The following is a 24,201-nucleotide window of genomic DNA, read 5'->3' on the forward strand; positions in this document are numbered from 1 at the left end:
TTAATTAGAGATGATTACACTACCATCACTAAAGGTAGTACGATATTCAAGCATGTCATAATATCGATTTTCATCATCTGGTCTATTCAATAATTGACCGGTAAATAAGCTGTATTCATAATCTTCGCAAGAACACGTTGCAATTTGTCCATTTAGCTGCATGGTAGAGCAATCGTTAGGTGCATGGTTTGGACAACTGGCCTCAAATGCCCTAAACTGATCAAAACCGGCATTGATGACAAAAACACCTCGTGTACCGGCAAGATCACTTTGAATATATACGGCACTACCCGTATTTGTAAGTGGGCTGTAGGAAGGCAAGTTTAAATTAGCTTCAAAACGAAAGCCTATTTCCTGTAAGTACGGATTTCTGTTGGTTCCATCATTGCTACAAGCAGTGATAATCAATAGAATTAGGATACTTAATCTTCTGAACATGCTATAATTTTGTTTTCAATAACTTCAACAAATGTGCGTAAAATTTATGTATATTTGTGTTAAATCCTCTCTTAAAAAGCCGAATTAACAGGCATTTGCAGAGGATTTGTCTATTTATAAAACGAGGAAGTTATGAGTAATATATCATACTATACTGTCGAAGGGTTAAAAAAACTAAAGGCAGAACTAGATCATTTAAGAGATGTTGAGCGCCCAAAGGCGTCTCAAGCAATTGCAGAAGCAAGAGATAAAGGCGATTTGTCAGAAAACGCAGAATATGATGCTGCAAAAGAAGCACAGGGTTTGTTGGAAATGAAAATTTCCAAGATGGAAAATACCGTAGCCAATGCACGTATAATTGATGAGTCGCAATTAGATACCTCTAAGGTATTGGTACTTTCTACCGTAAAGCTAAAAAACCAAAATAATGGCATGGAAATGACCTATAAATTGGTAGCGGAAAGTGAGGCGGATCTTAAAACGGGTAAAATATCTGTAAGCTCACCAATTGGTAAAGGTCTTTTAGGAAAAAAAGTGGGAGATACTGCTGAAATTACTGTTCCTAGCGGAGCAATAAAATTTGAAATTCTTGAAATAACAAGAGCTTAAAATTTTTAAATAACTATATTTAATCCTATCCTTTTGAAAAGGGTAGGATTTTTTATTTCCATTAAATAGTAAACAATTATGCCAACGATTTTTACCAAGATCATAAATGGTGAAATACCATGTTTTAAAGTAGCTGAAGATGAAAATTTCTTAGCATTCTTAGATATCAACCCAAACGCTAAAGGGCACACCTTGTGTATACCTAAAAAAGAGGTAAATAAAATTTTGGACTTGGATGAAGAAACGTACTTGGGTCTCATGTCATTTTCAAGAAAAGTGGGCAAGGCTCTGGAAAAAACTGTTGAATGTAAGCGAATTGGTATGTCTGTTATTGGGTTAGAGGTACCGCATGTGCATGTTCATTTAATTCCGTTGAACGAAATGAAAGATGCAACTTTTCAACACAAGGTAAAATTAAGTAATGAAGAGCTGGCAGACTTGGCCCAGGAAATTGGAGCTAAGATTTAAATGGCACCAGAAATAAAAAGGTAAACAGCTCCTGCGAGCAAGGCGATCATAGCTAACAAAAGCCCATAAAATAATAATGTTGGTTGAGATGATTTTTTAGCTGGAACAGCCGTTTTTTGATAATAGTTGAACATACGCTCTATATCATCCGTCCAACTTACTGGGTAGATTGTAGTATGGCAGGTATTGCAAACTAATTTATTGCTGAGGTCTCCGGTAATCTTATGAAAAAAGCTACCGTAGGTGTGTTTTTGATAAAAAGTAAGACTTAAATCCTGATTAAAACACTCCGGACAGTTATTGGTCAGTTGAGCTTCTTTAATAACTTCAAATTTTTCCATCGCCATATTTAGTGAACCACTTTTAAAGAAATTTGCATTATAGTTCCTTCTTTGCCAGATGATAACACCTTTATTTTTCCATCGTGATACTCTTCCACAATTCGTTTAACCAAAGAAAGTCCTAAGCCCCAACCTCTCTTTTTTGAGGTGAAACCGGGTGTAAAGATACTATTATAGTTGCTTTTTGAAATACCGTGCCCGGTATCGGCAATTAAAATATTCACGAATTTATGATCTGGTACTATTTCAATGGCAATGCTGCCCTTGCCTCGCATAGCATCAATTCCATTTTTAACCAAGTTTTCAATAGTCCAATTGTATAATGAACTGTTGAGCATAACGGGTAAGTGGTCCACTTTAGAGCTAAATGAAAAGTGAATAAGTTTAGAGCTTCTTCTTTTCAAATAATCAAAAGCATCTTGTGTTTCTTTTACAATATCACTTTCAACAAGTTTTGGCAATGATCCAATTTTGGAAAAACGTTCGGTAATGGTCTGTAGCCGGTCAATATCCTTTTCAATTTCTTTGGTAATACTTGGGTTAATGTCTTCAGATTTTAAAAGTTCGTTCCATCCTAAAAGAGAGGATAAGGGAGTGCCAATTTGGTGGGCGGTCTCTTTGGCCATACCTGCCCATAATTTATTCTGTTCAGCAGCTTTATTGGTCTTGAACAGAAAATAGATTACGGCGGCAAAAAGAAAAATAATAAGAAGTAAGGCAATAGGGTAAAACTTCAGCTTGGTTAAAACGTCAGAATTGCCGTAATATAACGTGGCTAAATGTTCGCCTTGCTGATCAATGGAAATAGGGGTATTTTCATTCTTGAATTTTTTTAGTTGACTTTGAATGTAGGCGGAGTCCTGTGCTTTGTTTGGTGGAAAATTATTCACCCTTATAGACTTGTCTTTGTTTATAAGGATCATTGGGGTAGAAGTGTTGTTTTGGAATACCTTTAAATGAAGACTGCCTAAATCTACAGTTTCAGAGGATTGCAAAAACTCTGATTGCGCAGTAGCCCAGATCTCCATTTTTAAACGCTCTTCCTCTTTAAATTGTTTAAAAAAACTATTGGTATTCCATAAGATTAGACTAACCACAACAAAGGAGCCTACCAATAGAAAAATGTTGGAAATTTTGTTTTTAGGAATAAAGTTCATCCAATAGTTATCTAATACTAAAGATAACCCTAATTGTGAATAATTGTTGTGTTGTAATCTATGTACCGTGTTTTATTACCGCTTCATTTTATGTATTTTTGAAATCTATTGTAAAAAGAGTTCAAGATGGAAATAGAAGGTAAAGTTAAATTGATAGGTGAAACCCAAACTTTTGGGTCTAATGGGTTTAGGAAAAGAGAGTTGGTCGTTACTACAGACGAGCAATATCCACAGCATATCATGATAGAATTTGTTCAAGATAAATGTGATTTGTTGAACAGTTATGCCGTAGGGCAAGATGTAAAAGTTAGTATTAATCTTAGAGGAAGAGAGTGGACAAATCCTCAAGGTCAGGTAAAATATTTCAACTCAATTCAAGGCTGGAGGATAGAAAATTTATCTCAACAAGCACCGGCACCAGGTATGCCACCAGTACCACCAATGGAGGCATTTGAACCAGCTGATAATTTAAACGAAGAGGATCATGATGATCTACCGTTTTAATAATTATAACACAATAAAATAAGGGGTACTGTCCTTTAAATAAAAAACTTGTTTAGCTTAAAAAGTTGAACAAGTTTTTTTGTTTTCACACCTTTGGTTAATTTGAACAAAAACGAAAAAGCCTCAAAAGAAGCATGTACTTTTTAACTGATGAACTTGTCTTTCCGCCCGTGGAAAATGCCAATGTTGAAGGCTTGTTGGCCGTTGGTGGCGATCTTTCCCCAGAGCGGTTGTTGTTGGCCTACCAAAACGGAATTTTTCCATGGTTTGATAACGATTCTATAATATTATGGTGGAGTCCGGATCCTAGAATGGTGCTATTTCCAAATGAGATAAAGGTCTCTAAAAGCATGAAAAAAGTAATACGAAACAAGCAATTTAGGCTTACTAAAAATACTTGTTTTGAAAAGGTTCTAGAATATTGTTCTTCCGTACCAAGAGAAGGGCAAGACGGTACATGGATTACCGAAGCAATGAAAACCGCATATATTAAATTACATAAAAATGGTATTGCCCAATCCTATGAGGTTTGGGAAGAAGATAAACTGGTAGGGGGCTTGTACGGTGTTGATCTAGGTCATGTGTTTTGTGGAGAAAGCATGTTCAGTCTAGCATCTAATGCATCTAAGTTTGCCTTTATTAAACTAGCGGAAGAATTGTCTCTAAATGAGTATAGGGTAATAGACTGCCAATTGCACACCGATCATTTGGCCAGTATGGGAGCCAAAGAAATTGCAAGAAAAGATTTTATGGCAATCTTAAAGTGATATAACCAAACTATTTAAAAAGAGAAAAACGTGTTCAGTTTTTTCAGTGTAATTCTCCATTCTGAACTGTACGCCCAATTGTGCTTTTAAATGGTTTGAAATAGACCAACCTACTTGCGATGTTATGCGCTGATCATACATTGCTTTGGTACTTTTTTCAATGCTTAATAAAGATTCTGTGGTAGCCACTAAGTATGGTTCTCCAATATCTGTTCTTAAACCTTTTAAGGGAATGTCAATGGCAAAACGATATCTAAAACGATGAATAAGTGTAGAAGGTTGTATGCGCTGCTCAATTCTAAACCGGTTACCAAAGCGGACGCTATTGGTAATTTTGGTAATGTTGAATTGTTGCGTTAACCGTAGTTCATTTTCCTTGTCATTTTCAAATGCTTCTCTAAATCTATATTGTACTCCTAAGCCTATGCTCTTATAGGGATCTATTGTTAAAGAGGAAAAATGGGCTATTTCTATTTGGCGTACAGTTAACTGAGATTTGTTATTGTGATAGGTATAATTTCTATTTGATAAAGAAAAATTTTGTTTAAGCAAAGGGGTTACTTTGTAGTTTAAAGCTACTTCAGGCTCCCAATATGCAACAGTGTTATTTTGAGATTTAACATAACGTACACATAAGAACAGCAATAAGGTAAAAATGAACCGAAATCTAGTACAGTACATGGTCATAGTTAGGAGGGAGAGAGGTTCTTATATCCATAAAATTTCCATCGGCATCAAATAGAATCTCATAATCTAAATAGCCTTTTTCTTTTCTTCCAACAACTACCAGTTCGTAATTGTTAGAGGGTAGTATCAAGTTTTGAAATGCGTTTTTAAAAGTGTCATCAATAGGATCTGTATTTGAAGGATATTGCTGTTGCAACCTTTTTATACGATATTTAGTGAAATTATTGTTCAAATACTTTTCTATTTTGGCATAGGTATCATTAGGTATATCGTCTGGTTTAATTAGTATTTCAATATCTTCAAGATTGCCTTTTTTATCAAATTCAATGCTGTACCAAAGCTTGTCTTTTTTCAATTTCGCCTCATAACTAACTTTAGTGCTATCCGTCTCCTTATAGAACTTAATACGCCTATAATCTGTAACATTTTCTTCTATGGTAGAGATAGCAACAGCAGGAAACTGAGATTTTAAAATACGATGTTCCCTTTCGTATTTATACTGAGCCTGTCCAAATTGACTGTAAAAAAACAGAGTGGTAATTAGTAAGAGCGTTTGAATATTTTTCATGATAACGGTGTTATGTTACTTACACTTCGGTGTATCTAAAACAATCTAGTTGATGATCATTTACCATACCAGTGGCTTGCATAAACGCATAAATAATAGTACTGCCCACAAACTTAAAACCGCGCTTTTTTAGGTCTTTACTAATGGCATCTGATATGGGTGTATTGGCAGGGGCATCTTTGTAATCTACTACTTTGTTCTTAATAGGTTCATTGTTTACAAATTCCCAAATATAACTACTGAAACTACCAAATTCATTCTGAATTTCCATGTAGGCAATGGCATTGGTCACCGTTGCCCTAACTTTTAATTTGTTTCTGATAATGCCCTCATCTTGTAGTAAAGAGAGGATTTTGGTTTCAGGATATTTAGCAATTTTCTTATAATCGAAATGATCGAATGCAACCCTAAAATTTTCTCGTCTTTTTAAAATAGTGATCCAGCTTAAACCAGCTTGAAAGGTTTCCAACACTAAAAACTCGAACAGTAAATCATCGTCTTTAACGGGTACGCCCCATTCTTGGTCATGATATGTTTCATAAAGCGTATCGCCCTTGCACCAACCGCATCTTACTGGTTCCATAGAAAGTTTCTTTAATGACAAAAGTATTTAAAAAGATCAGAACTTGCCTTTTTCTTTGATCAGATGGTATAGCTCTACATTTCCTTAGAGACGCATTAAAGAAAGTTTAAATTTAAGTTAATAGTTGTTAAACTATCATTAGTTGATAGTAATACTATTATATTTACATGTTATGTAATTAATAGTTTTATGGATATGCTGTTGCAAGGGGTGCAGATAAAAGTTAACGAGAAACTTTATTTAAAGGACCCTGAATCTTCTGGACTAGGTAAAAAAATCGTTGAGTACAGTATTCAAATGATCAACGAAATTGGTTTTGAAAGGTTTACTTTTAAAAAGCTAGGTCATCAAATAGGTTCTAACGAGAGTTCTATTTATAGGTATTTTGAAAACAAACATAAATTACTTGTTTACCTAACCTCTTGGTACTGGGGGTGGATGGAATATCAATTGGTCTTTGCAACACACAGTATTAAAAATCCAAAAGAAAAATTATTAAAGTCCATTATCATCATAACTAGGGAAATCAAGGAAGATTCCGCATTTTCTCATGTCAATGAAGTCTTTTTAAATCAAATTGTAATCAATGAATATTCTAAAGCCTATTTGACCAAAGAAGTAGACGAAGAGAATAAAGAAGGTTATTACGCTATATATAAAAGATTGGTAGGGCGTTTGTCTACTATGATTTCCGAGGTTGATGCAGATTATGAATATCCTACGAGTTTAGCAAGTACCATTTTGGAAAATGGTTTGCACCAACATTATTTAAGAGAGCACTTTCCGTCACTTACAGACTGTAATAAGAAGGTAACACCAACACAATATTTGACCCACCTTGTATTCAATACATTAAAACAACACTTAAATGAGTAGAAACATACTAACTGCCTGGCAGCGTTTTTTAGGACTGTTAAAACTAGATAAAAAGGATATTTTTCAAGTTTTCTATTATGCCATATTCGCGGGGGTTGTCAATTTGTCGTTACCATTGGGTATACAGGCAATAATAAACTTAATGCAAGGTGCCCAAATTAGTTCATCTTGGATCGTATTGGTCATTTTGGTGACATTGGGTGTTGCTTTTGTTGGGGTGCTACAGCTTATGCAAATAAGAATAATTGAAAATGTACAGCAAAAGATATTTACTAGGGCATCTTTTGAGTTTGCATATCGTTTTCCTAAAATTAAGATGAGCGAACTGCACAATTACTATCCGCCAGAATTGGCAAATAGGTTTTTTGATACCTTGACTATTCAAAAATCATTATCAAAAGTATTGATAGATTTTCCAGCGGCATTACTGCAGATTGTTTTTGGGTTATTGCTACTATCGTTTTATCACCCATTTTTTATTGTTTACGGCATGTTGTTGCTGTTGTTGATTTATGTAGTGTTCAAGTTTACTGCTCAAAGAGGTCTGGATACGAGTTTAGATGAATCTAAGAGTAAATATAAAATTGCACACTGGCTTCAAGAGATAGCCAGGTCTATAGTGAGTTTTAAGTTATCTGGTAAAACATCTCATGCATTGGATAAAAATGATACCCTCGTAGTCAATTACCTCAATGCAAGGGAAAGTCATTTTAGGGTTTTGGTATTGCAGTTTATTCAAATGATCGGGTTCAAGGTTTTGGTCACCGCAGGTCTTTTATTGATTGGTGGGTTATTGGTGCTTAATCAAGAGATGAACATTGGTCAGTTCGTAGCGGCAGAAATTATTATTCTTTTAGTAATCGGTTCGGTTGAAAAATTAATCTTAGGATTGGAAACGTTTTATGATTTATTGACATCTCTAGAAAAGATGGGGCAAGTGGTAGATAAAGAATTAGAGGCTCAAGAAGGAGAAAAACCATTTATGGAGAACCAGGCCTTTACTGTTGAGCTAAGTGAAATATCTTACAGTGTACCACAGCCAAAAAGACAAATAATTAAAGATTTAAGTTTAACCATTTCTCCTACATGTACCATTCTGTTAAGAGGAAACAGCGGTTCCGGAAAAAATACATTGTTACGTTTAATAGCAGGTATAATTGAGCCAGACAGTGGTGGTGTGTACGTGAACGGAGTTTCGTTAAAAGGTATGAACCTTAATTATTACCGTTCGCACTTAGGTCAATCATTACCGGAAGAATCCCCATTTGAGGGTACGATCTTGAACAACATCACCTTTGGTGACAAAGAGACCACAAATGAGCAAGTGTATTGGGCGTTAGATAAAGTAGGACTTACGGATTTTGTAAAAAAACAACCAGAAGGTCTTAATACGGTATTGTACCCTGAAGGTAAACAGATTCCATATACCGTGTCAAAAAAGATAGTGTTGGCTAGAAGTATTGTCCGTAAGCCAAAACTGCTCATTCTTAAAGACCCGCTTGATCAGTTCAATGTAGATGAAGCAGACCGTATTTTGAGTTTTTTAAGTGATCCAGCTAATGGTTGGGCATTACTTGTAGTAAGTGAGAACGATAAGTGGATCAAAAAATGTTCGCGTATCATAACCATGGAAAAAGGACAGATTATTAACGAAATCCAAGGAAAAGATGCTTAATATATCTCATAACAAACTTAACCAGAAAGTCTCTATAGATAGATTCAAATCGGTACAGAAGGTAAACCACAAGAGGCACTACAAGCATTTTAATAGGTTTCTTTTGGCATTTGCCGTGGTAGGTGTCATAGTACTGTTTTTGCCTTGGACGCAGACCATAACCGCTAGAGGTAATTTAACTACGTTGACCCCGGGGCAAAGACCCCAAACCATTCAATCACAAATACCGGGTAGAATAGAACAATGGTATGTACAAGAAGGGGATTATGTAGAAAAAGGAGATACCATATTGTTCATTTCTGAAGTGAAATCAGAATATTTTGATCCAGATTTAGTGGAGCGTACTGGGCAACAATTAAAATCTAAGAGTTCATCTGTAACCTCATATGGTGAAAAGGTGAAGTCATTGGACAATCAAGTTGCGGCACTTATCAATGAAAGAAGGTTAAAACTTGAGCAAGCGAAGAACAAGCTGCTTCAGGCCAAATTAAAGGCACAAAGCGATAGTATTGATTTTGAGGCCGCTAAGACAAATATTCAAATTGCTGAAAGGCAGTTTGAAAGAACTGTGCAATTAGAGAGCGAAGGTTTAAAAGCGGTAACAGATGTTGAGGCAAAACGGTTGAAATTGCAAGAAACCCAAGCAAAGTTGCTCTCGCAAGAGAACAAATTATTGGCGGCGAAAAACGAAATAATCAATGCGGAAGTAGAGATCAATAGTGTTCAAGCATCATATACAGATAAGATCTCAAAGGCACAGAGCGATAAGTTTACGGCGATGTCCAATCAATTTGATTCTGAGGCTCAGGTCAGTAAGTTGGAGAATGATTATACCAATTATAAGATGAGGAGTGAGCTGCGTTATATTAAGGCACCGCAAAATGGGTATATCAATAAGGTATTAACAGCAGGTATAGGAGAAACATTTAAAGAAGGTACGCCGTTGGTAGGTATTATGCCGGCAGATTATGATATGGCGGTTGAAACTTTTGTGGCACCAATAGACTTGCCTTTGATCCATTTAGGAGAAAGTGTTAGAATACAATTTGATGGTTGGCCGGCTATCGTTTTTAGCGGATGGCCAAATGCATCATATGGTACCTATGCGGGTAAGGTGGTAGCTATAGAAACGTTTATAAACCCTAATGGTAAATATAGGGTGCTGTTATCTCCGGATGAAGAAGATCAAGCATGGCCAGATGCCTTGCGTGTTGGTTCAGGGGCAAATACTATTGCCTTATTGGAAGATGTGCCTATTTGGTATGAGCTTTGGCGTCAGTTAAATGGTTTTCCGCCTAACTATTACCAACCTGAAGGTGCCCAGGACAAACCCGTAAAAAAATAATGATGAGAAGCATTTTTTTCTTTTTCTGTATATGTGCCGGTTTTTTTGTTTCGGCCCAAACGGTAGATTCTGTCCAGCTAGGGTTTAAAGAGTATTTAGGATATGTAAAAAAGTACCATCCTATAACTAAACAAGCTGAGATGGTAATGAGCGTTGGGCAAGCAAATCTAATGAAGGCCCGTGGTGGGTTTGATCCCAAAATAGCGGTAGATTATGCAACTAAAGAATTTAAGGGAACGGAGTATTATGGTCTTTTAAATACTACGTTTAAAATTCCTACTTGGTATGGTATTGAATTAAAAGGCGAGTTTGAGCAGTACTCTGGAGAATATTTGAACGCAGAGCGAAATGTACCTGATGATGGATTGTACAGTGCCGGGGTTGCCCTTTCTCTAGGACGTGGTTCATGGATCAATGAGCGTATGGCAACCGTAAAGAAAGCAAAGTTTTTTAGGGAGCAGTCTAAAGCCGATAGGGATCTATTGGTCAATCAAATTTTGTTCGATGCTTCATTGGCATATTTCAATTGGTTGCAGGCTTATAGAAATAGTATATTGTTCAATGATTTTTTAGAGAACGCTAAAGTAAGGTTAGAGGGGGTCAATAAAAGTGCCAACGCTGGTGAAATTGCTGCTATTGATACCGTTGAGGCTAAAATTGCCGTACAAAACAGAGCTTTGGAAAGAGAGCAGGCTAATGTAGTTTTACGTAACGCAAGATTGGAGCTTTCCAATTTTCTCTGGATGGGAGAAAATATACCTATGGAATTACAACCAGGTGTGGTGCCAGAACTGTCTTTAGATGTAGAGATAGATCAAGCTTTGGAAATTTTAGGTAAACCTTTAGATAGTTTTGACCTTGAAAATCATCCTAAGCTAAAATCCTTAGGGTATAAAATAGATGGTTTACGCGTAGATAAGCGATTAAAAACAAATAAACTATTACCTAAAATTGACGTTGAGTATAAGTTTATTACTGAAACGCCCGAGTATTTAAATTCATTGGAAACCCAAAATTATAAGGGTGGTTTAAATTTTGAGTTGCCTTTATTTTTAAGAAAAGAACGGGGAGATTTGAAATTGGCTAAACTGAAATTAAGGGATGCACAGTTTGAGTTAGATAACGCCGAGGTGCAAATTCAAAATAAGGTATTGGCTATATATAATGAGTTGGCTTCTTTTGAAAATCAGAATATTTTAATAGATGATATCGTTGCCAGTTATGAGGCGTTGCTAGCAGCGGAAGAACGAAAATTCAGTTTTGGGGAGAGCTCGTTGTTTTTGATCAATTCAAGGGAATCAAAGTTAATAGATGCGGTCTTAAAACAGAATCAAGTAGAAAATAAATATTTTACGGCGAAGGCCAAATTATTCAACAGTCTGGCGGTCAATCCTGAAAATTTGTAAGTATTCTATTTGTAACGCTACTAATGTGATCGATCAAGATATTTTAAAGTAAGCATTATGGAGTTATCATTGGAAGATATTAAAGCAAAGGGATTAAAAAACGGTTATAGTTATGCCGAGTATAGGGCATTGGTTTCTGACCTTGCTGAAAAAGGAGCGTCTACCGGCCCTGAGCAAACTGAAGCACTTTCACAATATACCCAATTGAATAACAGCCGTATGCGTAGGTGGGATAAAACCTTAAAATTTACCGATGAGGTTGTTGACAAGATAAAGTCTGTGGATCAAAAAGTTTTATGGGTAGTATTATCGGAGAGCTGGTGTGGCGATGCTTCTCCTGCGCTGCCAGTTATGCATAAATTCACTGAAATCAATCCTAATATAGCATTATCCATAATCTTAAGAGATGAGAACTTACATATTATGGATCAATTTTTGACCAATGGAGGTAGGTCAATACCAAAATTAATTGCGGTTGATGTTAAGGAAAATACGGTTGCGGCTACATGGGGTCCAAGATCTGAAAAGGCAACTAAGCTAGTGGAAGATTATAAGTCGGAGTACGGTAAACTAACGCCTGAATTTAAACAGGATCTTCAAATTTTTTACAATAAGGATAAGGGGCAAAGTATAGTTCAAGATTGGCTGGAATTACTTCCCTTGAAATAAATAGGTAATGGTGCCTTTTTGGGAATCTTTTTCAGAACTGTTGAATCTTGCTTTCAAAGCATAATTAATGGCGTTTTCAACAAGACATCCGTTAGATGTTCCAGAACTTTTTGCATTGTAATCTGCTTCGGTTACATAGCCTAGTGCATTTACTTCTATATTGATAACAACTTTTCCCCCTTCAATACAAGTGTATATTGGTGGGGGTAATTTGTAGTTATTTCTATCAACCAAAGAATAGGATACAGACGTTCGTCTGGCGGCAAGGTTATTGGTAAATTCTTTTTTTTGCGCTTCCTTTTCTCCTAAAAGCTGCTTTTTTTCTTCTCTCTTTTTGGCCAAGGCCTTTACCCTTTCGGAATAACCAGAATCGGAAATCATACTTTCAGTAGGGTCACCGTCACTCATTTCACTACGTTCTTCCATCAGCTCTTCTAAAGTCTGTAATGGTTCTGGGTTACCGTAGCTAGGTTTTGCGGTTTCGTTAAAAGCTAAATGACTTTTTATTTGATCGGCTTTCATTTCTTCATCAACCGGATCTTCTTCTTTGAGAATTTCTTCCAATACCTCTGGGTCCATGATCATTTCAACCACATAGTCTTCGTGAGATTCCTCTTGACCACCGAACTGAATACCAAACAAAACCAGCACTACAATAGACAAGCTAAAGGTAGTGGCAAGTAATGATAATTGTTTTCTGTTCAGATTCATGAATATATAACCTTAATAATACCAAAATATTTTAGAAGATCGATAAATGGCATTTCAAAATCTGCTATTTATTTTCTTCTGGTGCCAATAATAAATCGGCGAAGTCCAAAGGGTCTTGGGCTTTATCTACGTTAAAATCACCTATTTTGGTTCTTCTAAGGGTCGTTAAATGTGCTCCGGAGTTTAATGCTTTTCCAAAATCGTGCGCCATAGACCTTATATATGTTCCTTTGCTGCATGAAATTCTAAAATGCACGTTCAAGTTGTCTATGTCGGTAATTTCAAATGCACTTACATGTACCTTTCTTTTTGGAATATCTACAGTTTTACCTTCTCTTGCCAGTTCGTACAAACGTTTACCATCTTTTTTTAATGCGGAAAAAACAGGCGGGGCTTGTTCTATTTCACCAATAAATTCATGGGTGGCAGCTTTTATAAGCTCTGGCGTTATATGATCGGTCAAAAAAGTCTCATTAATTTCGGTTTCCAAGTCATAAGAAGGTGTTGTACTGCCTAAGGTAATTATACCTGTGTATTCTTTTTCCTGACCTTGGAATTCGGTAATTTTTTTGGTGAACTTACCTGTGCAAATCACCAAAAGACCTGTTGCTAAAGGGTCTAACGTACCTGCGTGACCTATTTTAAATTTCTTTAAGCTGAACTTTTTTCTAATCGCCCATTTCAATTTATTGACCGCTTGAAAAGAGGACCATTCCAGTGGTTTATCGATCAATAATACTTGACCGTTTAAATAGTCTTCTTTGGTCAAATCTTTCATGAATTTGGGTGTTTTTGATGTTTTACGGATTAGTAAATCCGTAAATAACGGCGATCAATCCTACAATAAGACAATAGATGGCAAAATAGGATAACTTGCTTTTACGTACCAATTGGATCATCCAAGTACAAGCGGCAAGTCCGGCAACAAAGGCGGCAATGAATCCGGCACCCATTGCAACGTTGTTTTCCCCGTCAAAAGTTAAGTCTCCGCTCATAAGGTCTTTCGCGATCTTACCAAAGATCAATGGAACAACCATTAAGAAAGAGAATCTTGCGGCTTTAGATTTGTCTACGCCTAAAAGTACAGAGGTAGAAATAGTAGCTCCACTTCGTGAAATACCGGGCAGCATAGCTATGGCTTGAGAAATGCCAACTATAAAGGCATTTCCAAAACTCACTTTTTTATCGGTGTCTTTGGCTTTATCGGCAAAATATAAGAGTACAGCGGTAATGATCAACATAAAACCTACGAACCTTATATTGCCGCCAAAAAAAGCTTCTAATTGCTCTTCAAAAAACAGGCCTACAAATACTGCAGGTAACATAGAGACAATTATTTTAGCAGAGAATTGGCTTTCTTCGTTCCATTTAAATTGAAACAAACCACTTATAATTTCCCAAATATCTTTTCTAAAGACTACAATGGTACTTAGTGCGGTAGCAAAATGAAGTACAACGGTGAACAATAAACTTTCTTCCTGTACAGAATTATCACCTAAAATAGCTTTACCCAATTCTAAATGACCACTTGATGAAACAGGTAAAAACTCGGTCAATCCTTGTATGATACCGAGTATAATAGCATCTAAAGTATCCAATTAATTTTTCTTTTTGTGTGGGTTCAACAAAATGGCATAAATTTCTATACCTAAGCCAATAAGCACTAAAGTAGGGGCAAGTCTTATTCTTCTAAAATTATATATTTCAGGGTTAAAAACGTTGGGGTCATCGCTGCCGCCACCGCTCATTAAAATAAATCCTACTGCAATACAGGCAAGTCCAATGAACATGAACATGTAATTCTTCTTTTGAAAAATAAATTCCTGTTTAGGTTGCTGTTCAATTTTGTTCTTTTTACTCATGCCGCAAATTTAATAATATAATTCGTCCGTTCTAAGATTTAAGAAGCGCTGGGTGGCGAAATAGGTGCTAATGAACGAAATAAGTATACCCAGTAGAAAAACGCCTATAAATAAGGTAACTAAAATATAAGGTTCTTCTAGTAACCCTAAGTCTTCAAAATTAGTATTTACATAGTATACGACACCACCAATGGCCAACAATGCAATAGTAGCACCGATCATACCTAATTTAATATTTTGCCATATAAATGGTCTACGGATAAACGTTTTGGTAGCACCTACCATTTGCATGGTCTTTATGATGAATCTTTTTGAGTAAATAGAAAGGCGTATGGAGCTGTTGATCAACAATACGGCAATAAAGGTGAAAATGGCGCTAGCTACTAAAATCCAGAAACCTATCTGTTCTACACTTTTTGCTACCATGCTAACCAGCACCCTATCATAACTGACCTCGTCAACAAAACTTTTTTCAGAAAGTGTTGCGGCAATCTCTTCAACTTTTTCTGCGGTAACAAAATCAGCGTTTAGCTTTACATCTATCGAGTTTTTAAGAGGGTTGTAGCCTAAGTAGTCTACAAAATCTTCCCCAATTTCTTCACTGTGTTGTTTTGCAGCTTCTTCTTTAGAAACATAGGTAGAAGACTTGGTGTATTCTGACATTGCCAAGGTTTTTTGAAGTTGTTCCACTTCAATTTCCTTGGTATTTTCTTTTAGAAATACAGAAATGGTAATCTGCTCTTTAGAGCGATCTGCCATTTTTTTGGTGTTTAAAACCAGTAGTCCTAAAATTCCCAATAGGAATAAGACCAATGCAATACTTAACACCACAGAAAAGTACGAGGAGATAAGTTTGCGTCTTTGATAATTTTCGAAAGAATTAGCCATAGTGCTTAAAAGTGCAGTAAAAATAGCAAAGTAAAGTGAAATGGTACTTAAAAAAATAAGCCTTAACGTTTTAAACTAAAGTGCCCCTTAAATTGAGCCGTGTCTGCTTCAATTAGATACCAATAGTCATCTTCTGGCATATCTTCTCCATTAAAGGTGCCATCCCAAGAGGTGGCGTTTGTGTTCCCAAATTTTATAAGCTTGCCATAACGATCATAAATAGAAATGGTGATGTTGCTAAAAACCTCAAATCCGTCAGGTTCAAAAAAATCGTTGAACGTATCTCCATTTGGGGTAAAGAATTTTTGAATCACCAGATGATAAAAATCTTGGGTTACTACGCCGCAATCTGTATTGTCCCGCACGTAAATAGTATAAAATCCACCTTCAACAGCATCAAAAGTGGGGTTTGGTTGAAATGAAATTCCGTCTAGGGAATATTCAAAATTTCCATCGTTAATAGTAGTTATGCGTATAGATGCTCCATCGGATATAATGTTGTCTATTCTGGGTAGATCTATTTGTTCCACATTAAAATTTCGAATGGTAGAGCAACCATTTGCATTGGTGATGACCACATTGTAATCGCCCGGTGTGGTAACATCAATTTGTTGTGTGGTTTCACCCGTGTTCCATTGATAGGCGACATTTTCAACCTCGGCATTTAAAGTGGTAAAAGAATCTTCACATAAAAATGTGCTCATGTCATCTGGTACTATTGGTAAGGGGTTTACGGTGAGCGTTATTGCTGTTCTTGTGGTAGATGCACATACTATTTCAGTTGAGTTTGCTTCGGCATAATAGGTGCCGGCGACACCAATTTCTAAATTTTGGCTATTGGATAAAATTAAATTTCCACCGGTAGGGGCGTCATACCAATTAACGGTGTAGTTATTTTGAGTGGCTACTGTTAAAATTCCCAATTCTCCTTCACAGACCATAATGTCCCCGTTACTTGTTGGAGCTGCTGGTATAGGTAAAACGGTAATATTAAAAACATCGGACACCACATTGCAAAGATCGTTATTGACATTGACTACATCTTCGGCAATTTTTGTCCTGAAATAGGTAGTTGTGGTTACTAATGGAGTATCTAAAATGGCACTATTCTCACCAGGAATATCTGTCCAGTTTTGTTGGTCCGTACTATGCTGCCATTGGTAAGCGTGTGTGCTAAAAACAGAAGAATCTGGTGTAGCCGTAAGTGTTCTTGAGACTCCGCCTTGGGTTTCACATACCACTAAACTTACTTCGTTAGATGGTGTTGAGACCGTAACGTTGTCTCCGCATGATCGAAATAAAATGTCATCTATGGCTAAATCATTGCCACAACCGCCATTACTATTGTTTCTCATCTTTAAAATGACAGATGTTTGGCCTGGCTCGGTTTTAAATACCAAGGCATATTGGTTCCACTCGGTGGTGCCGGTATTGAAAATATTTCCTGTATCACCTTGGGCTAGAAGATTAGTGTCAGTTTCGTCCCAAATTTGAAAACGAACGTTAACGGGTATACTGTTGCCTTCGCAGCTATTTGCAGGTTGAAGGTTAATGAGCCAAGAAGAAAATTCATAGGTAGTGTTTTCACATAATCCCGTAACCTCACGTTGATAGAACTCCCCGGCAGTAAAACTGGCATTGACGATAAATGCTTTTCCATTGGTGTCTCCAGGGGTATGATCCTGTAATGATAGCCAATCAAAGTAATTTGTGGTGCTAGAAATAGTATAATCCCCATCATTAGGGGTAAAGGCGGTAAAGTTATATGTGGTTGTGCCAGCGGGCAAAGCTGGGCCGTTATTTGTCCCGGCACCAAAATCTTCTGTAAAAATAGGGTCGCCAGAATTGCCACCGCAAAATCCTAATTGGGCTTTCATTTCTATGGAAACCAAACAGAATATGAAAAGTAAAAAGACTAATTTTTTGGGACACATTAATTTCACGATTGTAAGATACCAAATTTAGTCAATAGGCAATAGTTCTATAGTTTGTAGAAGTAAAGCTGTTAATTAGCAATATCTTTTTAACTCTCAACGATTCAACCTATTTTTGCGACTTACAGAAAAGAAGTAACTATCATGCAATACAATTTCAACGAAATTGAGGCCAAATGGCAAAAATACTGGGCAGAAAACCAAACATTTAAAGCGGAGAATAATTCTGAAAAGGAAAAATTTTATGTGCTGGATATGTTCCCTTATCCTTCTGGTGCGGGACTCCATGTTGGTCATCCGTTAGGGTATATTGCCAGTGATATTTATGCACGTTACAAAAGACATAAAGGTTTTAATGTATTGCATCCGCAAGGGTATGATTCTTTTGGGTTGCCTGCAGAGCAATATGCCATACAAACAGGTCAGCATCCTGCAATAACCACTGCAGCCAATATTAAAACATATAGAAGGCAGTTAGATCAATTAGGTTTCTCTTTTGACTGGAGCAGGGAAGTAAGAACTTCTAGTCCTGAGTATTATAAATGGACACAGTGGATATTCATTCAAATATTCAATTCTTGGTATAATACCGATACGGATAAGGCGGAAGATATAGATACTTTAATTTCAGGATTTGAGGCAGAAGGCAATGCCAATGTAAATGCGATTTGCGATGATGATATTGCTATTTTTTCTGCGGAGGACTGGACCAATTTTTCTGATGTTGAAAAGCAAGAAATTCTTTTAAAATATAGATTAACGTACTTAGCGGATACCGAGGTAAACTGGTGCCCGGCATTGGGTACGGTTTTGGCAAATGACGAAATAGTGAACGGAGTGTCAGAACGTGGTGGTCACCCTGTGGTTCGTAAAAAGATGACCCAGTGGAGCATGCGTATATCTGCCTATGCACAACGTTTGTTAGACGGACTGGATAAGATAGATTGGCCCCAGCCCTTGAAAGATTCGCAAACGAATTGGATAGGTCGTTCACAAGGTGCATCGGCTATTTTTAATGTGAAAGACCATGATGAAAAAATAGAAGTGTTTACTACTCGCCCCGATACTATTTTCGGTGTCTCTTTTATGACTTTGGCGCCAGAGCACGAATTGGTTGGTAAAATAACTACGGCAGAGCAAAAAGCTGAGGTAGAGGCATATATTGAGGCAACGGCAAAACGTAGCGAGCGTGATCGTATGGCAGATGTAAAAACCATTTCCGGTGCATTTACAGGTGCCTATGCAGAGCACCCATTTACAAAAGAGCCTATTCCTATTTGGATCGGTGATTATGTATTAGCGGGTTATGGAACAGGCGCGGTAATGTCCGTGCCATGTGGTGATCAGCGCGATTATGATTTTGCAAAGCATTTTAATATTGATATTCCTAATGTATTCGAAGGTGTAGATATTTCTGAGGAAGCTTTTGCCGATAAGGAAAAAACGGTTATTGCAAATTCTGATTTCTTGAACGGATTACCGTATAAGAAAGCCATGAAATTGGCAATCTATGAGTTAGAGAAAATAGTACATGGTGAAGGAAAAATAAATTATCGTTTGCGCGATGCTGTTTTCAGTCGCCAAAGATATTGGGGAGAACCTTTCCCTGTATATTATGTAGATGGTATGCCACAGATGATCGCAAAAGAACATTTGCCAATTGAGTTACCCGAAGTGGAAAAGTATTTACCAACCGAAACCGGCGAACCCCCATTAGGTAACGCTGAGGTATGGGCTTGGGATACCGTTGCAAATAAGGTTGTCAATAATAGCGAGATAAATAATACCACAGTATTTCCGCTAGAGTTGAATACTATGCCGGGTTGGGCGGGTAGTTCGCAGTATTTTAATAGGTATATGGATCCGCATAATAGCGAAGAAATATTCTCAGAGAAAGCCATTAATTACTGGCAAGATGTAGATTTATATATAGGTGGAAGCGAGCACGCAACAGGGCATTTGTTATATAGCCGTTTCTGGCAAAAATTCATGTTCGATAAAGGTTTGGTGCCTAAAGATGAGTTTGCTAAAAAGCTGATCAATCAAGGAATGATTACGGGGACTAGTGCTTTTGTGTATAGAGATGAGGATGGAAAAACATTGATTTCTAAAGGCTTAATAGAAGGAAGAAATGTAACTCCAATTCACGCAGATGTATCATTAGTAAATGCATCGGACGAGTTGGATATTCAAGGATTTAAAAGTTGGAGGGATGAATTTGCTGATGCGGAATTTATCACTGAAGAGGATGGAACATTTAAAGTAGGTCGCGAAGTCGAAAAAATGTCCAAATCCAAATACAACGTAGTAAATCCAGATGCTATTTGTGAAGAATATGGGGCGGACAGTCTGCGCTTGTATGAAATGTTCTTAGGTCCGTTAGAACAATCTAAACCTTGGAACACGGCAGGTATCACCGGAGCACATGGTTTCTTAAAGAAACTGTGGAAATTGTACACGCCATTTTTAGATGAAACCGCGATCACTGAGCGTAGCCGAAGTGAAAAAGAGCCTTCTAAAGAATCTTGGAAAACATTGCACAAGACCATTAAAAAGGTAGAAGAGGATATTGAAAACTTCAGTTTTAATACATCGGTATCTACTTTCATGATCTGTGTAAATGAACTTTCAGCTCAAAAATGTGTCAGCAGAAAAGTGTTGGAGCCATTGGCAATATTGGTATCGCCATATGCGCCACATATTGCGGAAGAATTGTGGAGCAAATTGGGTCATTCAGATTCTATTGCTACGGCACCATTCCCAAAATTTGAAGAAAAGTATATCAAAGAAAGTGATAAAGAATATCCGATATCCTTTAACGGTAAAATGAAATTTACCATGCAGTTGTCTTTAGATTTAGGTAAAGATGAAATAGAGGCTGCGGTTATGGCACATGAAAAAACCCAACAACAATTGGCAGGGCGTACTCCTAAAAAGGTGATTGTAGTACCTGGTAAAATTGTAAATATCGTTGGTTGATTCTTAGGTAGGATAACTAGAAAAGAGGCAATGGGAATTGCCTCTTTTTTTTTGCGTTAAATATTCATCAAGGTAATAGCTAATTTTTGAAATTTAATTGAATTATTTGTCATTAAATGAAATGCACCCCCTAAAAAATAGGGGTATAGTGGTTATAAAATGATAATTATGATATGAGACCCCTGTGTTTTATCGAATTATTGTTTGATATATGACTAATTAGTATCAATTTTGCAGTGTAATATAAAATGATAAAGCATGATTGTTGGTATTCCAAAAGAAATTAAGAACAATGAAAGCAGGGTAGGTATGACGCCGGCCGGTGTTTTCGAATTGGTAAAGAACAACCACAAAGTATATGTACAGTCAGAGGCTGGTGAAGGCAGTGGTTTTTTCAATCAAGATTATCAACAAGCTGGTGCAATAATTCTAGATACGATCGGGCAGGTATATGCCATGAGCGAAATGATCGTAAAGGTAAAAGAGCCTATAGAAGAAGAGTACAATCTAATTCAAGCAGGGCAAATACTATTTACATATTTTCATTTTGCATCTAGTGAGGCATTGACAAAGGCAATGATCAAACAAAAAGCCATTTGTATAGCGTATGAAACCGTTGAAGATGAAGAAGGGACTTTGCCACTTTTGACGCCCATGTCAGAGGTTGCAGGTAGAATGGCCATACAACAAGGTGCAAAATATTTGGAGAAACCTGTAAAAGGACGTGGAGTACTTTTGGGAGGTGTTCCAGGTGTTGCTCCAGGTAAGGTTTTGGTGTTGGGTGCAGGTGTAGTGGGTATACAAGCTGCAAAAATGGCAGCAGGCCTAGGTGCGCATGTTACTATTTTGGATATTAACATGAAGCGTTTACGTTATGTAAATGATGTAATGCCGCCACATGTGGTAACAGAATTCTCAAACGAGTTTAATATTAGAAAATTAATTAAAACGCACGACTTAATTATAGGGGGTGTTTTATTGAAAGGTGCTAAAGCTCCTAATTTGATTACTAGAGACATGTTGAAAGAAATGAGACCCGGAACCGTAATCGTGGATGTTGCCGTAGATCAAGGCGGATGCGTTGAAACTACCAGACCTACCACGCATGAAGATCCTATTTATATTATTGACGATGTGGTACATTATTCTGTAGCTAATATGCCAGGTGCGGTACCTTATACGTCTACCATGGCATTGACCAATGTAACTTTGCCTTACGCGTTAAAGTTGGCTAATTTAGGTTGGGAAGCAGCCTGTGAAAAAGATGCATCTTTACATAAAGGATTAAATATTGTAGAAGGCAAAGTGGTATATCAAGAGATAATGGAAGCTTTTGGTTGGGAAGAGATTGTAGCCTAATCTGTACAAATTGTCAGTAAAATATGCCTCGTCATATCCGAAAGGAATTTGGCGGGGTTTTTGCTTTTATACATGTAGATTCATATTTAAGTATGAATCTTTAGTATATTTAATCGATTTAAAATTAGAAAAGTTATGATGGGATATTATATATTGATTGGGGCTATAGCTTTGGTCAGCTGGTTAGTTAGTAATAAATTAAAGAGTAAGTTCAAGCATTATTCTAAGGTGCATTTGCAAAATGGAATGAGTGGTGCCGAGATTGCTGAAAAGATGTTGGCGGATCATGGCATACGCGATGTAAAAGTGGTATCTACTGCTGGTATGCTTACCGATCACTACAACCCAAAAAATAAAACGGTCAACTTAAGCGAAGGTGTGTATAATCAAAGAAATGCTGCTGCAGCTGCGGTAGCCGCTCACGAAGTAGGGCATGCCGTACAGCATGCACAAGCCTATGAGTGGTTGGGTATGCGATCTAAATTGGTACCTATTGTTAGTGTAACTTCTGGGATGTCTATGTGGGTTGTATTTGGTGGTTTGGCATTGGGTGCCGCAGCCGGTGTTGGTTTTGGTTATTGGGTGGCTGTTGCCGGTCTAATAATGATGGGTATGGCAACACTGTTCAGTTTTGTAACCTTGCCTGTTGAATATGATGCAAGTAATAGGGCATTGGCATGGCTTAAGAATAAGAACGTTGTTACCCCACAGGAGTATGCAGGCTCAGAGGATGCTCTAAAATGGGCGGCACGTACATATTTAGTTGCTGCTATCGGGTCATTGGCAACTTTGGTCTACTGGGGACTTCAAGTATTTGGAGGAAGAGACTAAACGTAAAGTATAAGTATAAAAAAAGGGAGCTTACTTTTGTAAGCTCCCTTTTTTTAAGTTAGATAAGTTATTTATTTAATACGCTCATCAATTAATTTGAGGGCAATTCCTTCTCTACCGATTACTTCAAATAGGTCTAGAATATCTCTCATAGATTTCTCTTCTTCTAATTGTTCTTTTACAAACCACTGTAAGAAATTCTCAACAGCAAAATCTTCGGTCTTTTTCGCCAAAGAAATGATTTTGTTGATCGAATTGGTTACGGCAATTTCTTGCTCTAATGCAGTTTCAAAAATTTCCTCTAAAGAAGAAAAATCATGATTTATATTCGATATTTCCGGTGAAATTGCATTGCCACCACAATCGTTGATGAATTTGAAAATTTTCATCATGTGTTCACGTTCTTCATTTGCTTGTCGGTAGAAAAATTCTGCACTACCGGTATATGAATGCTGATCACACCATGATGCCATTGCTAAATAAGATGAAGAAGCCTTGCCTTCCATCTGTATTTGGTCATTAAGGGCATCTAAAGATGTTACCTTAATACTCATGTTTAATCTCGCTATATCTTTCATTTCTCTTAAAATTTAGTATAAAAGTAACGACTATAATATGAATTATAGTATTTGGGTCTTAATTTGAATTTGATTTAAGACCAATTATAAATAAGAAAACTGGGTAAACTTTAAGATGTGGTTACTATGTGGTCTATATCAAGCGATATAAAACTATAGTCTACCAACGTTTTTAAGTCTAAAAGCTCAATGGTATTTAATATGAATAAGTGCTCTTTGTTGCAAAGCATTAATACTTCAAAACCATGTTTGTTAAGGTCAGAATCAAAATGATTTTCTATTGAAATATTTTGCACTTTGGTGCGTAGGGCAAGCAACTGGCAAAAAGATAATTTAATGGTCTTTTGGTTCATGTCAAGGTAATGACATTTCTCTTTATCGGATTGATAAAGCGTATAAAATTTAGATTGAAAAACCACTTTCATAGGGCAAATCTAAAGCTTATTTAGATTAAATCAAAATATTAAATAGTGATTTGTCTGTCGATCTGTTGTGCCAATGAAATAAAGGTTTCTGTTCTTGAAACTCCCTCTATTGCTTGAATTTCTTTGTTTAACACTTGCATTAAATGTTCGTTGTCACGACAAAGTACTTTGATAAGAATAGACCAGTTTCCAGTAGTATAATGGCACTCTAGCACTTCGGGTATTTTTTCAAGTTGTTTTACTGCCATTGGGTTGCTCATAGCTTTATCTAAATAAATGCCAATATATGCCATGGTAGTATAACCCAATGATTTGGGATTGACAATAAATTTAGAACCTGATAAAAGCCCAGATGCTTCTAGTTTTCTTAGTCGCTGATGTATAGCCGCCCCAGATATACCAATACTTCTAGCAATTTCTAGTACTGGTTTACGAGCGTCTTCCATTAGAAATCGTAAGATTTTTTTGTCAATTCCGTCAATTTTAGCCAAAGAAGTAGATGTTTTCATGTAACGTTAAATCAATAACCCCAATCCATAGA

General features: G+C 36.8%; 27 protein-coding genes. 12 read left to right on the forward strand and 15 right to left on the reverse strand.

Going from position 1 to position 24,201, the window contains the following annotated elements:
• Entirely contained in the window at nucleotides 1-438 is a 438-nt protein-coding gene (locus I600_RS12685) for a Rieske (2Fe-2S) protein (protein ID WP_058104900.1), read from the reverse strand.
• Between the two features lie 132 nt (nucleotides 439-570).
• Here I600_RS12685 and greA point away from each other — a divergent pair, with 132 nt between their 5' ends.
• Nucleotides 571-1,047 carry a transcription elongation factor GreA gene (greA, locus tag I600_RS12690; RefSeq protein WP_058104901.1) on the forward strand — a complete coding sequence of 159 codons (477 nt, stop codon included), beginning with the start codon at nucleotides 571-573 and terminating at the stop codon, nucleotides 1,045-1,047.
• A 78-nt stretch (nucleotides 1,048-1,125) separates the two neighbouring features.
• Nucleotides 1,126-1,515 carry an HIT family protein gene (locus I600_RS12695; RefSeq protein WP_058104902.1) on the forward strand — a complete coding sequence of 130 codons (390 nt, stop codon included), beginning with the start codon at nucleotides 1,126-1,128 and terminating at the stop codon, nucleotides 1,513-1,515.
• Here I600_RS12695 and I600_RS12700 read toward each other — a convergent pair.
• Together I600_RS12700 and I600_RS12705 are read right to left on the reverse strand one after the other, a co-directional pair.
• The gene (locus I600_RS12700) at nucleotides 1,512-1,856 is read right to left on the reverse strand and encodes a hypothetical protein (RefSeq protein ID WP_317038734.1); all 345 of its coding nucleotides are present in this window, start codon (nucleotides 1,854-1,856) and stop codon (nucleotides 1,512-1,514) included. The two genes, I600_RS12695 and I600_RS12700, sit on opposite strands and share 4 nt — an antisense overlap.
• Before the next feature lie 8 nt (nucleotides 1,857-1,864).
• Complete coding sequence (locus I600_RS12705; protein ID WP_058104904.1) at nucleotides 1,865-3,013, reverse strand: sensor histidine kinase; 1,149 nt, start codon at nucleotides 3,011-3,013, stop codon at nucleotides 1,865-1,867.
• Nucleotides 3,014-3,139: 126 nt separating this feature from the next.
• Between I600_RS12705 and I600_RS12710 the strand changes: the two genes are divergently transcribed.
• The gene (locus I600_RS12710; protein WP_058104905.1) at nucleotides 3,140-3,517 is read left to right on the forward strand and encodes a DUF3127 domain-containing protein; all 378 of its coding nucleotides are present in this window, start codon (nucleotides 3,140-3,142) and stop codon (nucleotides 3,515-3,517) included.
• Between the two features lie 134 nt (nucleotides 3,518-3,651).
• On the forward strand, nucleotides 3,652-4,284 hold the full coding sequence (gene aat / locus I600_RS12715) for a leucyl/phenylalanyl-tRNA--protein transferase (RefSeq protein WP_058104906.1): 633 nt from the start codon (nucleotides 3,652-3,654) through the stop codon (nucleotides 4,282-4,284).
• On the opposite strand, the gene I600_RS12720 is transcribed toward aat, so the two are convergent.
• From I600_RS12720 to I600_RS12730, 3 genes are read right to left on the reverse strand one after another with little or no spacing between them, the layout of a single operon-like run.
• Complete coding sequence (locus tag I600_RS12720; protein ID WP_058104907.1) at nucleotides 4,276-4,971, reverse strand: DUF2490 domain-containing protein; 696 nt, start codon at nucleotides 4,969-4,971, stop codon at nucleotides 4,276-4,278. The two genes, aat and I600_RS12720, sit on opposite strands and share 9 nt — an antisense overlap.
• Nucleotides 4,952-5,539: a hypothetical protein gene (locus I600_RS12725; protein ID WP_245188884.1), complete on the reverse strand. Its 588-nt coding sequence runs from the start codon at nucleotides 5,537-5,539 to the stop codon at nucleotides 4,952-4,954. The genes I600_RS12720 and I600_RS12725 overlap by 20 nt, the downstream gene beginning before the upstream one ends.
• A gap of 19 nt (nucleotides 5,540-5,558) precedes the next feature.
• The gene (locus I600_RS12730) at nucleotides 5,559-6,122 is read right to left on the reverse strand and encodes a DNA-3-methyladenine glycosylase I (protein WP_058104908.1); all 564 of its coding nucleotides are present in this window, start codon (nucleotides 6,120-6,122) and stop codon (nucleotides 5,559-5,561) included.
• 189 nt (nucleotides 6,123-6,311) lie between these two features.
• Between I600_RS12730 and I600_RS12735 the strand changes: the two genes are divergently transcribed.
• Genes I600_RS12735 through I600_RS12755 form a run of 5 tightly spaced genes read left to right on the forward strand, consistent with a single transcriptional unit; the run spans nucleotide 6,312 to nucleotide 12,093 of the window.
• A complete protein-coding gene (locus I600_RS12735) occupies nucleotides 6,312-6,998 on the forward strand; it encodes a TetR/AcrR family transcriptional regulator (RefSeq protein WP_058104909.1) in 687 nt (228 codons plus the stop codon).
• A complete protein-coding gene (locus I600_RS12740) occupies nucleotides 6,991-8,673 on the forward strand; it encodes a peptidase domain-containing ABC transporter (RefSeq protein ID WP_058104910.1) in 1,683 nt (560 codons plus the stop codon). Before I600_RS12735 ends, I600_RS12740 begins: the two co-directional genes overlap by 8 nt.
• Nucleotides 8,666-10,018 (forward strand): HlyD family secretion protein, encoded by a 1,353-nt coding sequence (locus I600_RS12745; RefSeq protein ID WP_058104911.1) that lies wholly within the window; start codon nucleotides 8,666-8,668, stop codon nucleotides 10,016-10,018. The genes I600_RS12740 and I600_RS12745 overlap by 8 nt, the downstream gene beginning before the upstream one ends.
• Entirely contained in the window at nucleotides 10,018-11,424 is a 1,407-nt protein-coding gene (locus tag I600_RS12750; RefSeq protein ID WP_245188885.1) for a TolC family protein, read from the forward strand. The genes I600_RS12745 and I600_RS12750 overlap by 1 nt, the downstream gene beginning before the upstream one ends.
• A 57-nt stretch (nucleotides 11,425-11,481) precedes the next feature.
• Nucleotides 11,482-12,093 (forward strand): thioredoxin family protein, encoded by a 612-nt coding sequence (locus tag I600_RS12755; RefSeq protein WP_058104913.1) that lies wholly within the window; start codon nucleotides 11,482-11,484, stop codon nucleotides 12,091-12,093.
• Here I600_RS12755 and I600_RS12760 read toward each other — a convergent pair.
• The 6 genes from I600_RS12760 to I600_RS12785 form a co-directional block, all read right to left on the reverse strand.
• A complete protein-coding gene (locus I600_RS12760; protein WP_058104914.1) occupies nucleotides 12,076-12,804 on the reverse strand; it encodes a hypothetical protein in 729 nt (242 codons plus the stop codon). The genes I600_RS12755 and I600_RS12760 overlap by 18 nt on opposite strands.
• 64 nt (nucleotides 12,805-12,868) lie before the next feature.
• Nucleotides 12,869-13,582, reverse strand: a complete 714-nt coding sequence (truB, locus tag I600_RS12765; protein WP_058104915.1) for a tRNA pseudouridine(55) synthase TruB — start codon at nucleotides 13,580-13,582, stop codon at nucleotides 12,869-12,871.
• Between the two features lie 22 nt (nucleotides 13,583-13,604).
• Nucleotides 13,605-14,402 carry an undecaprenyl-diphosphate phosphatase gene (locus tag I600_RS12770; protein WP_058104916.1) on the reverse strand — a complete coding sequence of 266 codons (798 nt, stop codon included), beginning with the start codon at nucleotides 14,400-14,402 and terminating at the stop codon, nucleotides 13,605-13,607.
• Nucleotides 14,403-14,666: a DUF3098 domain-containing protein gene (locus tag I600_RS12775; protein ID WP_058104917.1), complete on the reverse strand. Its 264-nt coding sequence runs from the start codon at nucleotides 14,664-14,666 to the stop codon at nucleotides 14,403-14,405. It abuts the gene before it with no gap.
• A gap of 9 nt (nucleotides 14,667-14,675) precedes the next feature.
• Nucleotides 14,676-15,554, reverse strand: coding sequence for a cell division protein FtsX (locus tag I600_RS12780; RefSeq protein WP_058104918.1), 879 nt, complete (start codon nucleotides 15,552-15,554; stop codon nucleotides 14,676-14,678).
• 62 nt (nucleotides 15,555-15,616) lie between these two features.
• Nucleotides 15,617-17,431 (reverse strand): T9SS type B sorting domain-containing protein, encoded by a 1,815-nt coding sequence (locus I600_RS12785; protein ID WP_058104919.1) that lies wholly within the window; start codon nucleotides 17,429-17,431, stop codon nucleotides 15,617-15,619.
• A 201-nt stretch (nucleotides 17,432-17,632) separates the two neighbouring features.
• Here I600_RS12785 and leuS point away from each other — a divergent pair, with 201 nt between their 5' ends.
• The 3 genes from leuS to I600_RS12800 all read left to right on the forward strand — a co-directional run bounded on the left by leuS (nucleotide 17,633) and on the right by I600_RS12800 (nucleotide 22,657).
• The gene (leuS, locus tag I600_RS12790) at nucleotides 17,633-20,467 is read left to right on the forward strand and encodes a leucine--tRNA ligase (RefSeq protein WP_058104920.1); all 2,835 of its coding nucleotides are present in this window, start codon (nucleotides 17,633-17,635) and stop codon (nucleotides 20,465-20,467) included.
• 258 nt (nucleotides 20,468-20,725) lie between these two features.
• Nucleotides 20,726-21,826 (forward strand): alanine dehydrogenase, encoded by a 1,101-nt coding sequence (gene ald, locus I600_RS12795; RefSeq protein WP_058104921.1) that lies wholly within the window; start codon nucleotides 20,726-20,728, stop codon nucleotides 21,824-21,826.
• A 135-nt stretch (nucleotides 21,827-21,961) separates the two neighbouring features.
• Entirely contained in the window at nucleotides 21,962-22,657 is a 696-nt protein-coding gene (locus I600_RS12800; protein ID WP_058104922.1) for a zinc metallopeptidase, read from the forward strand.
• 71 nt (nucleotides 22,658-22,728) lie between these two features.
• Here I600_RS12800 and I600_RS12805 read toward each other — a convergent pair whose 3' ends face one another.
• The 3 genes from I600_RS12805 to I600_RS12815 all read right to left on the reverse strand — a co-directional run bounded on the left by I600_RS12805 (nucleotide 22,729) and on the right by I600_RS12815 (nucleotide 24,169).
• A complete protein-coding gene (locus I600_RS12805) occupies nucleotides 22,729-23,235 on the reverse strand; it encodes a ferritin (RefSeq protein WP_058104923.1) in 507 nt (168 codons plus the stop codon).
• Between the two features lie 110 nt (nucleotides 23,236-23,345).
• A complete protein-coding gene (locus I600_RS12810; RefSeq protein WP_058104924.1) occupies nucleotides 23,346-23,660 on the reverse strand; it encodes a hypothetical protein in 315 nt (104 codons plus the stop codon).
• A gap of 38 nt (nucleotides 23,661-23,698) precedes the next feature.
• On the reverse strand, nucleotides 23,699-24,169 hold the full coding sequence (locus tag I600_RS12815; RefSeq protein ID WP_058104925.1) for an Lrp/AsnC ligand binding domain-containing protein: 471 nt from the start codon (nucleotides 24,167-24,169) through the stop codon (nucleotides 23,699-23,701).
• Nucleotides 24,170-24,201 lie beyond the last annotated feature (32 nt).

It is taken from the genome of Maribacter dokdonensis DSW-8 (assembly GCF_001447995.1).
Classification (GTDB): domain Bacteria; phylum Bacteroidota; class Bacteroidia; order Flavobacteriales; family Flavobacteriaceae; genus Maribacter; species Maribacter dokdonensis.

What these genes read in the sequence shown, in the direction of transcription:
- I600_RS12685 (WP_058104900.1), bottom strand. Translation starts at nt 438, where the DNA reads ATGTTCAGAAGATTAAGTATCCTAATTCTATTGATTATCACTGCTTGT.
- greA (WP_058104901.1), top strand. Translation starts at nt 571, where the DNA reads ATGAGTAATATATCATACTATACTGTCGAAGGGTTAAAAAAACTAAAG.
- I600_RS12695 (WP_058104902.1), top strand. Translation starts at nt 1,126, where the DNA reads ATGCCAACGATTTTTACCAAGATCATAAATGGTGAAATACCATGTTTT.
- I600_RS12700 (WP_317038734.1), bottom strand. Translation starts at nt 1,856, where the DNA reads ATGGAAAAATTTGAAGTTATTAAAGAAGCTCAACTGACCAATAACTGT.
- I600_RS12705 (WP_058104904.1), bottom strand. Translation starts at nt 3,013, where the DNA reads ATGAACTTTATTCCTAAAAACAAAATTTCCAACATTTTTCTATTGGTA.
- I600_RS12710 (WP_058104905.1), top strand. Translation starts at nt 3,140, where the DNA reads ATGGAAATAGAAGGTAAAGTTAAATTGATAGGTGAAACCCAAACTTTT.
- aat (WP_058104906.1), top strand. Translation starts at nt 3,652, where the DNA reads ATGTACTTTTTAACTGATGAACTTGTCTTTCCGCCCGTGGAAAATGCC.
- I600_RS12720 (WP_058104907.1), bottom strand. Translation starts at nt 4,971, where the DNA reads ATGACCATGTACTGTACTAGATTTCGGTTCATTTTTACCTTATTGCTG.
- I600_RS12725 (WP_245188884.1), bottom strand. Translation starts at nt 5,539, where the DNA reads ATGAAAAATATTCAAACGCTCTTACTAATTACCACTCTGTTTTTTTAC.
- I600_RS12730 (WP_058104908.1), bottom strand. Translation starts at nt 6,122, where the DNA reads ATGGAACCAGTAAGATGCGGTTGGTGCAAGGGCGATACGCTTTATGAA.
- I600_RS12735 (WP_058104909.1), top strand. Translation starts at nt 6,312, where the DNA reads ATGGATATGCTGTTGCAAGGGGTGCAGATAAAAGTTAACGAGAAACTT.
- I600_RS12740 (WP_058104910.1), top strand. Translation starts at nt 6,991, where the DNA reads ATGAGTAGAAACATACTAACTGCCTGGCAGCGTTTTTTAGGACTGTTA.
- I600_RS12745 (WP_058104911.1), top strand. Translation starts at nt 8,666, where the DNA reads ATGCTTAATATATCTCATAACAAACTTAACCAGAAAGTCTCTATAGAT.
- I600_RS12750 (WP_245188885.1), top strand. Translation starts at nt 10,018, where the DNA reads ATGATGAGAAGCATTTTTTTCTTTTTCTGTATATGTGCCGGTTTTTTT.
- I600_RS12755 (WP_058104913.1), top strand. Translation starts at nt 11,482, where the DNA reads ATGGAGTTATCATTGGAAGATATTAAAGCAAAGGGATTAAAAAACGGT.
- I600_RS12760 (WP_058104914.1), bottom strand. Translation starts at nt 12,804, where the DNA reads ATGAATCTGAACAGAAAACAATTATCATTACTTGCCACTACCTTTAGC.
- truB (WP_058104915.1), bottom strand. Translation starts at nt 13,582, where the DNA reads ATGAAAGATTTGACCAAAGAAGACTATTTAAACGGTCAAGTATTATTG.
- I600_RS12775 (WP_058104917.1), bottom strand. Translation starts at nt 14,666, where the DNA reads ATGAGTAAAAAGAACAAAATTGAACAGCAACCTAAACAGGAATTTATT.
- I600_RS12780 (WP_058104918.1), bottom strand. Translation starts at nt 15,554, where the DNA reads ATGGCTAATTCTTTCGAAAATTATCAAAGACGCAAACTTATCTCCTCG.
- I600_RS12785 (WP_058104919.1), bottom strand. Translation starts at nt 17,431, where the DNA reads ATGAAAGCCCAATTAGGATTTTGCGGTGGCAATTCTGGCGACCCTATT.
- leuS (WP_058104920.1), top strand. Translation starts at nt 17,633, where the DNA reads ATGCAATACAATTTCAACGAAATTGAGGCCAAATGGCAAAAATACTGG.
- ald (WP_058104921.1), top strand. Translation starts at nt 20,726, where the DNA reads ATGATTGTTGGTATTCCAAAAGAAATTAAGAACAATGAAAGCAGGGTA.
- I600_RS12800 (WP_058104922.1), top strand. Translation starts at nt 21,962, where the DNA reads ATGATGGGATATTATATATTGATTGGGGCTATAGCTTTGGTCAGCTGG.
- I600_RS12805 (WP_058104923.1), bottom strand. Translation starts at nt 23,235, where the DNA reads ATGAAAGATATAGCGAGATTAAACATGAGTATTAAGGTAACATCTTTA.
- I600_RS12810 (WP_058104924.1), bottom strand. Translation starts at nt 23,660, where the DNA reads ATGAAAGTGGTTTTTCAATCTAAATTTTATACGCTTTATCAATCCGAT.
- I600_RS12815 (WP_058104925.1), bottom strand. Translation starts at nt 24,169, where the DNA reads ATGAAAACATCTACTTCTTTGGCTAAAATTGACGGAATTGACAAAAAA.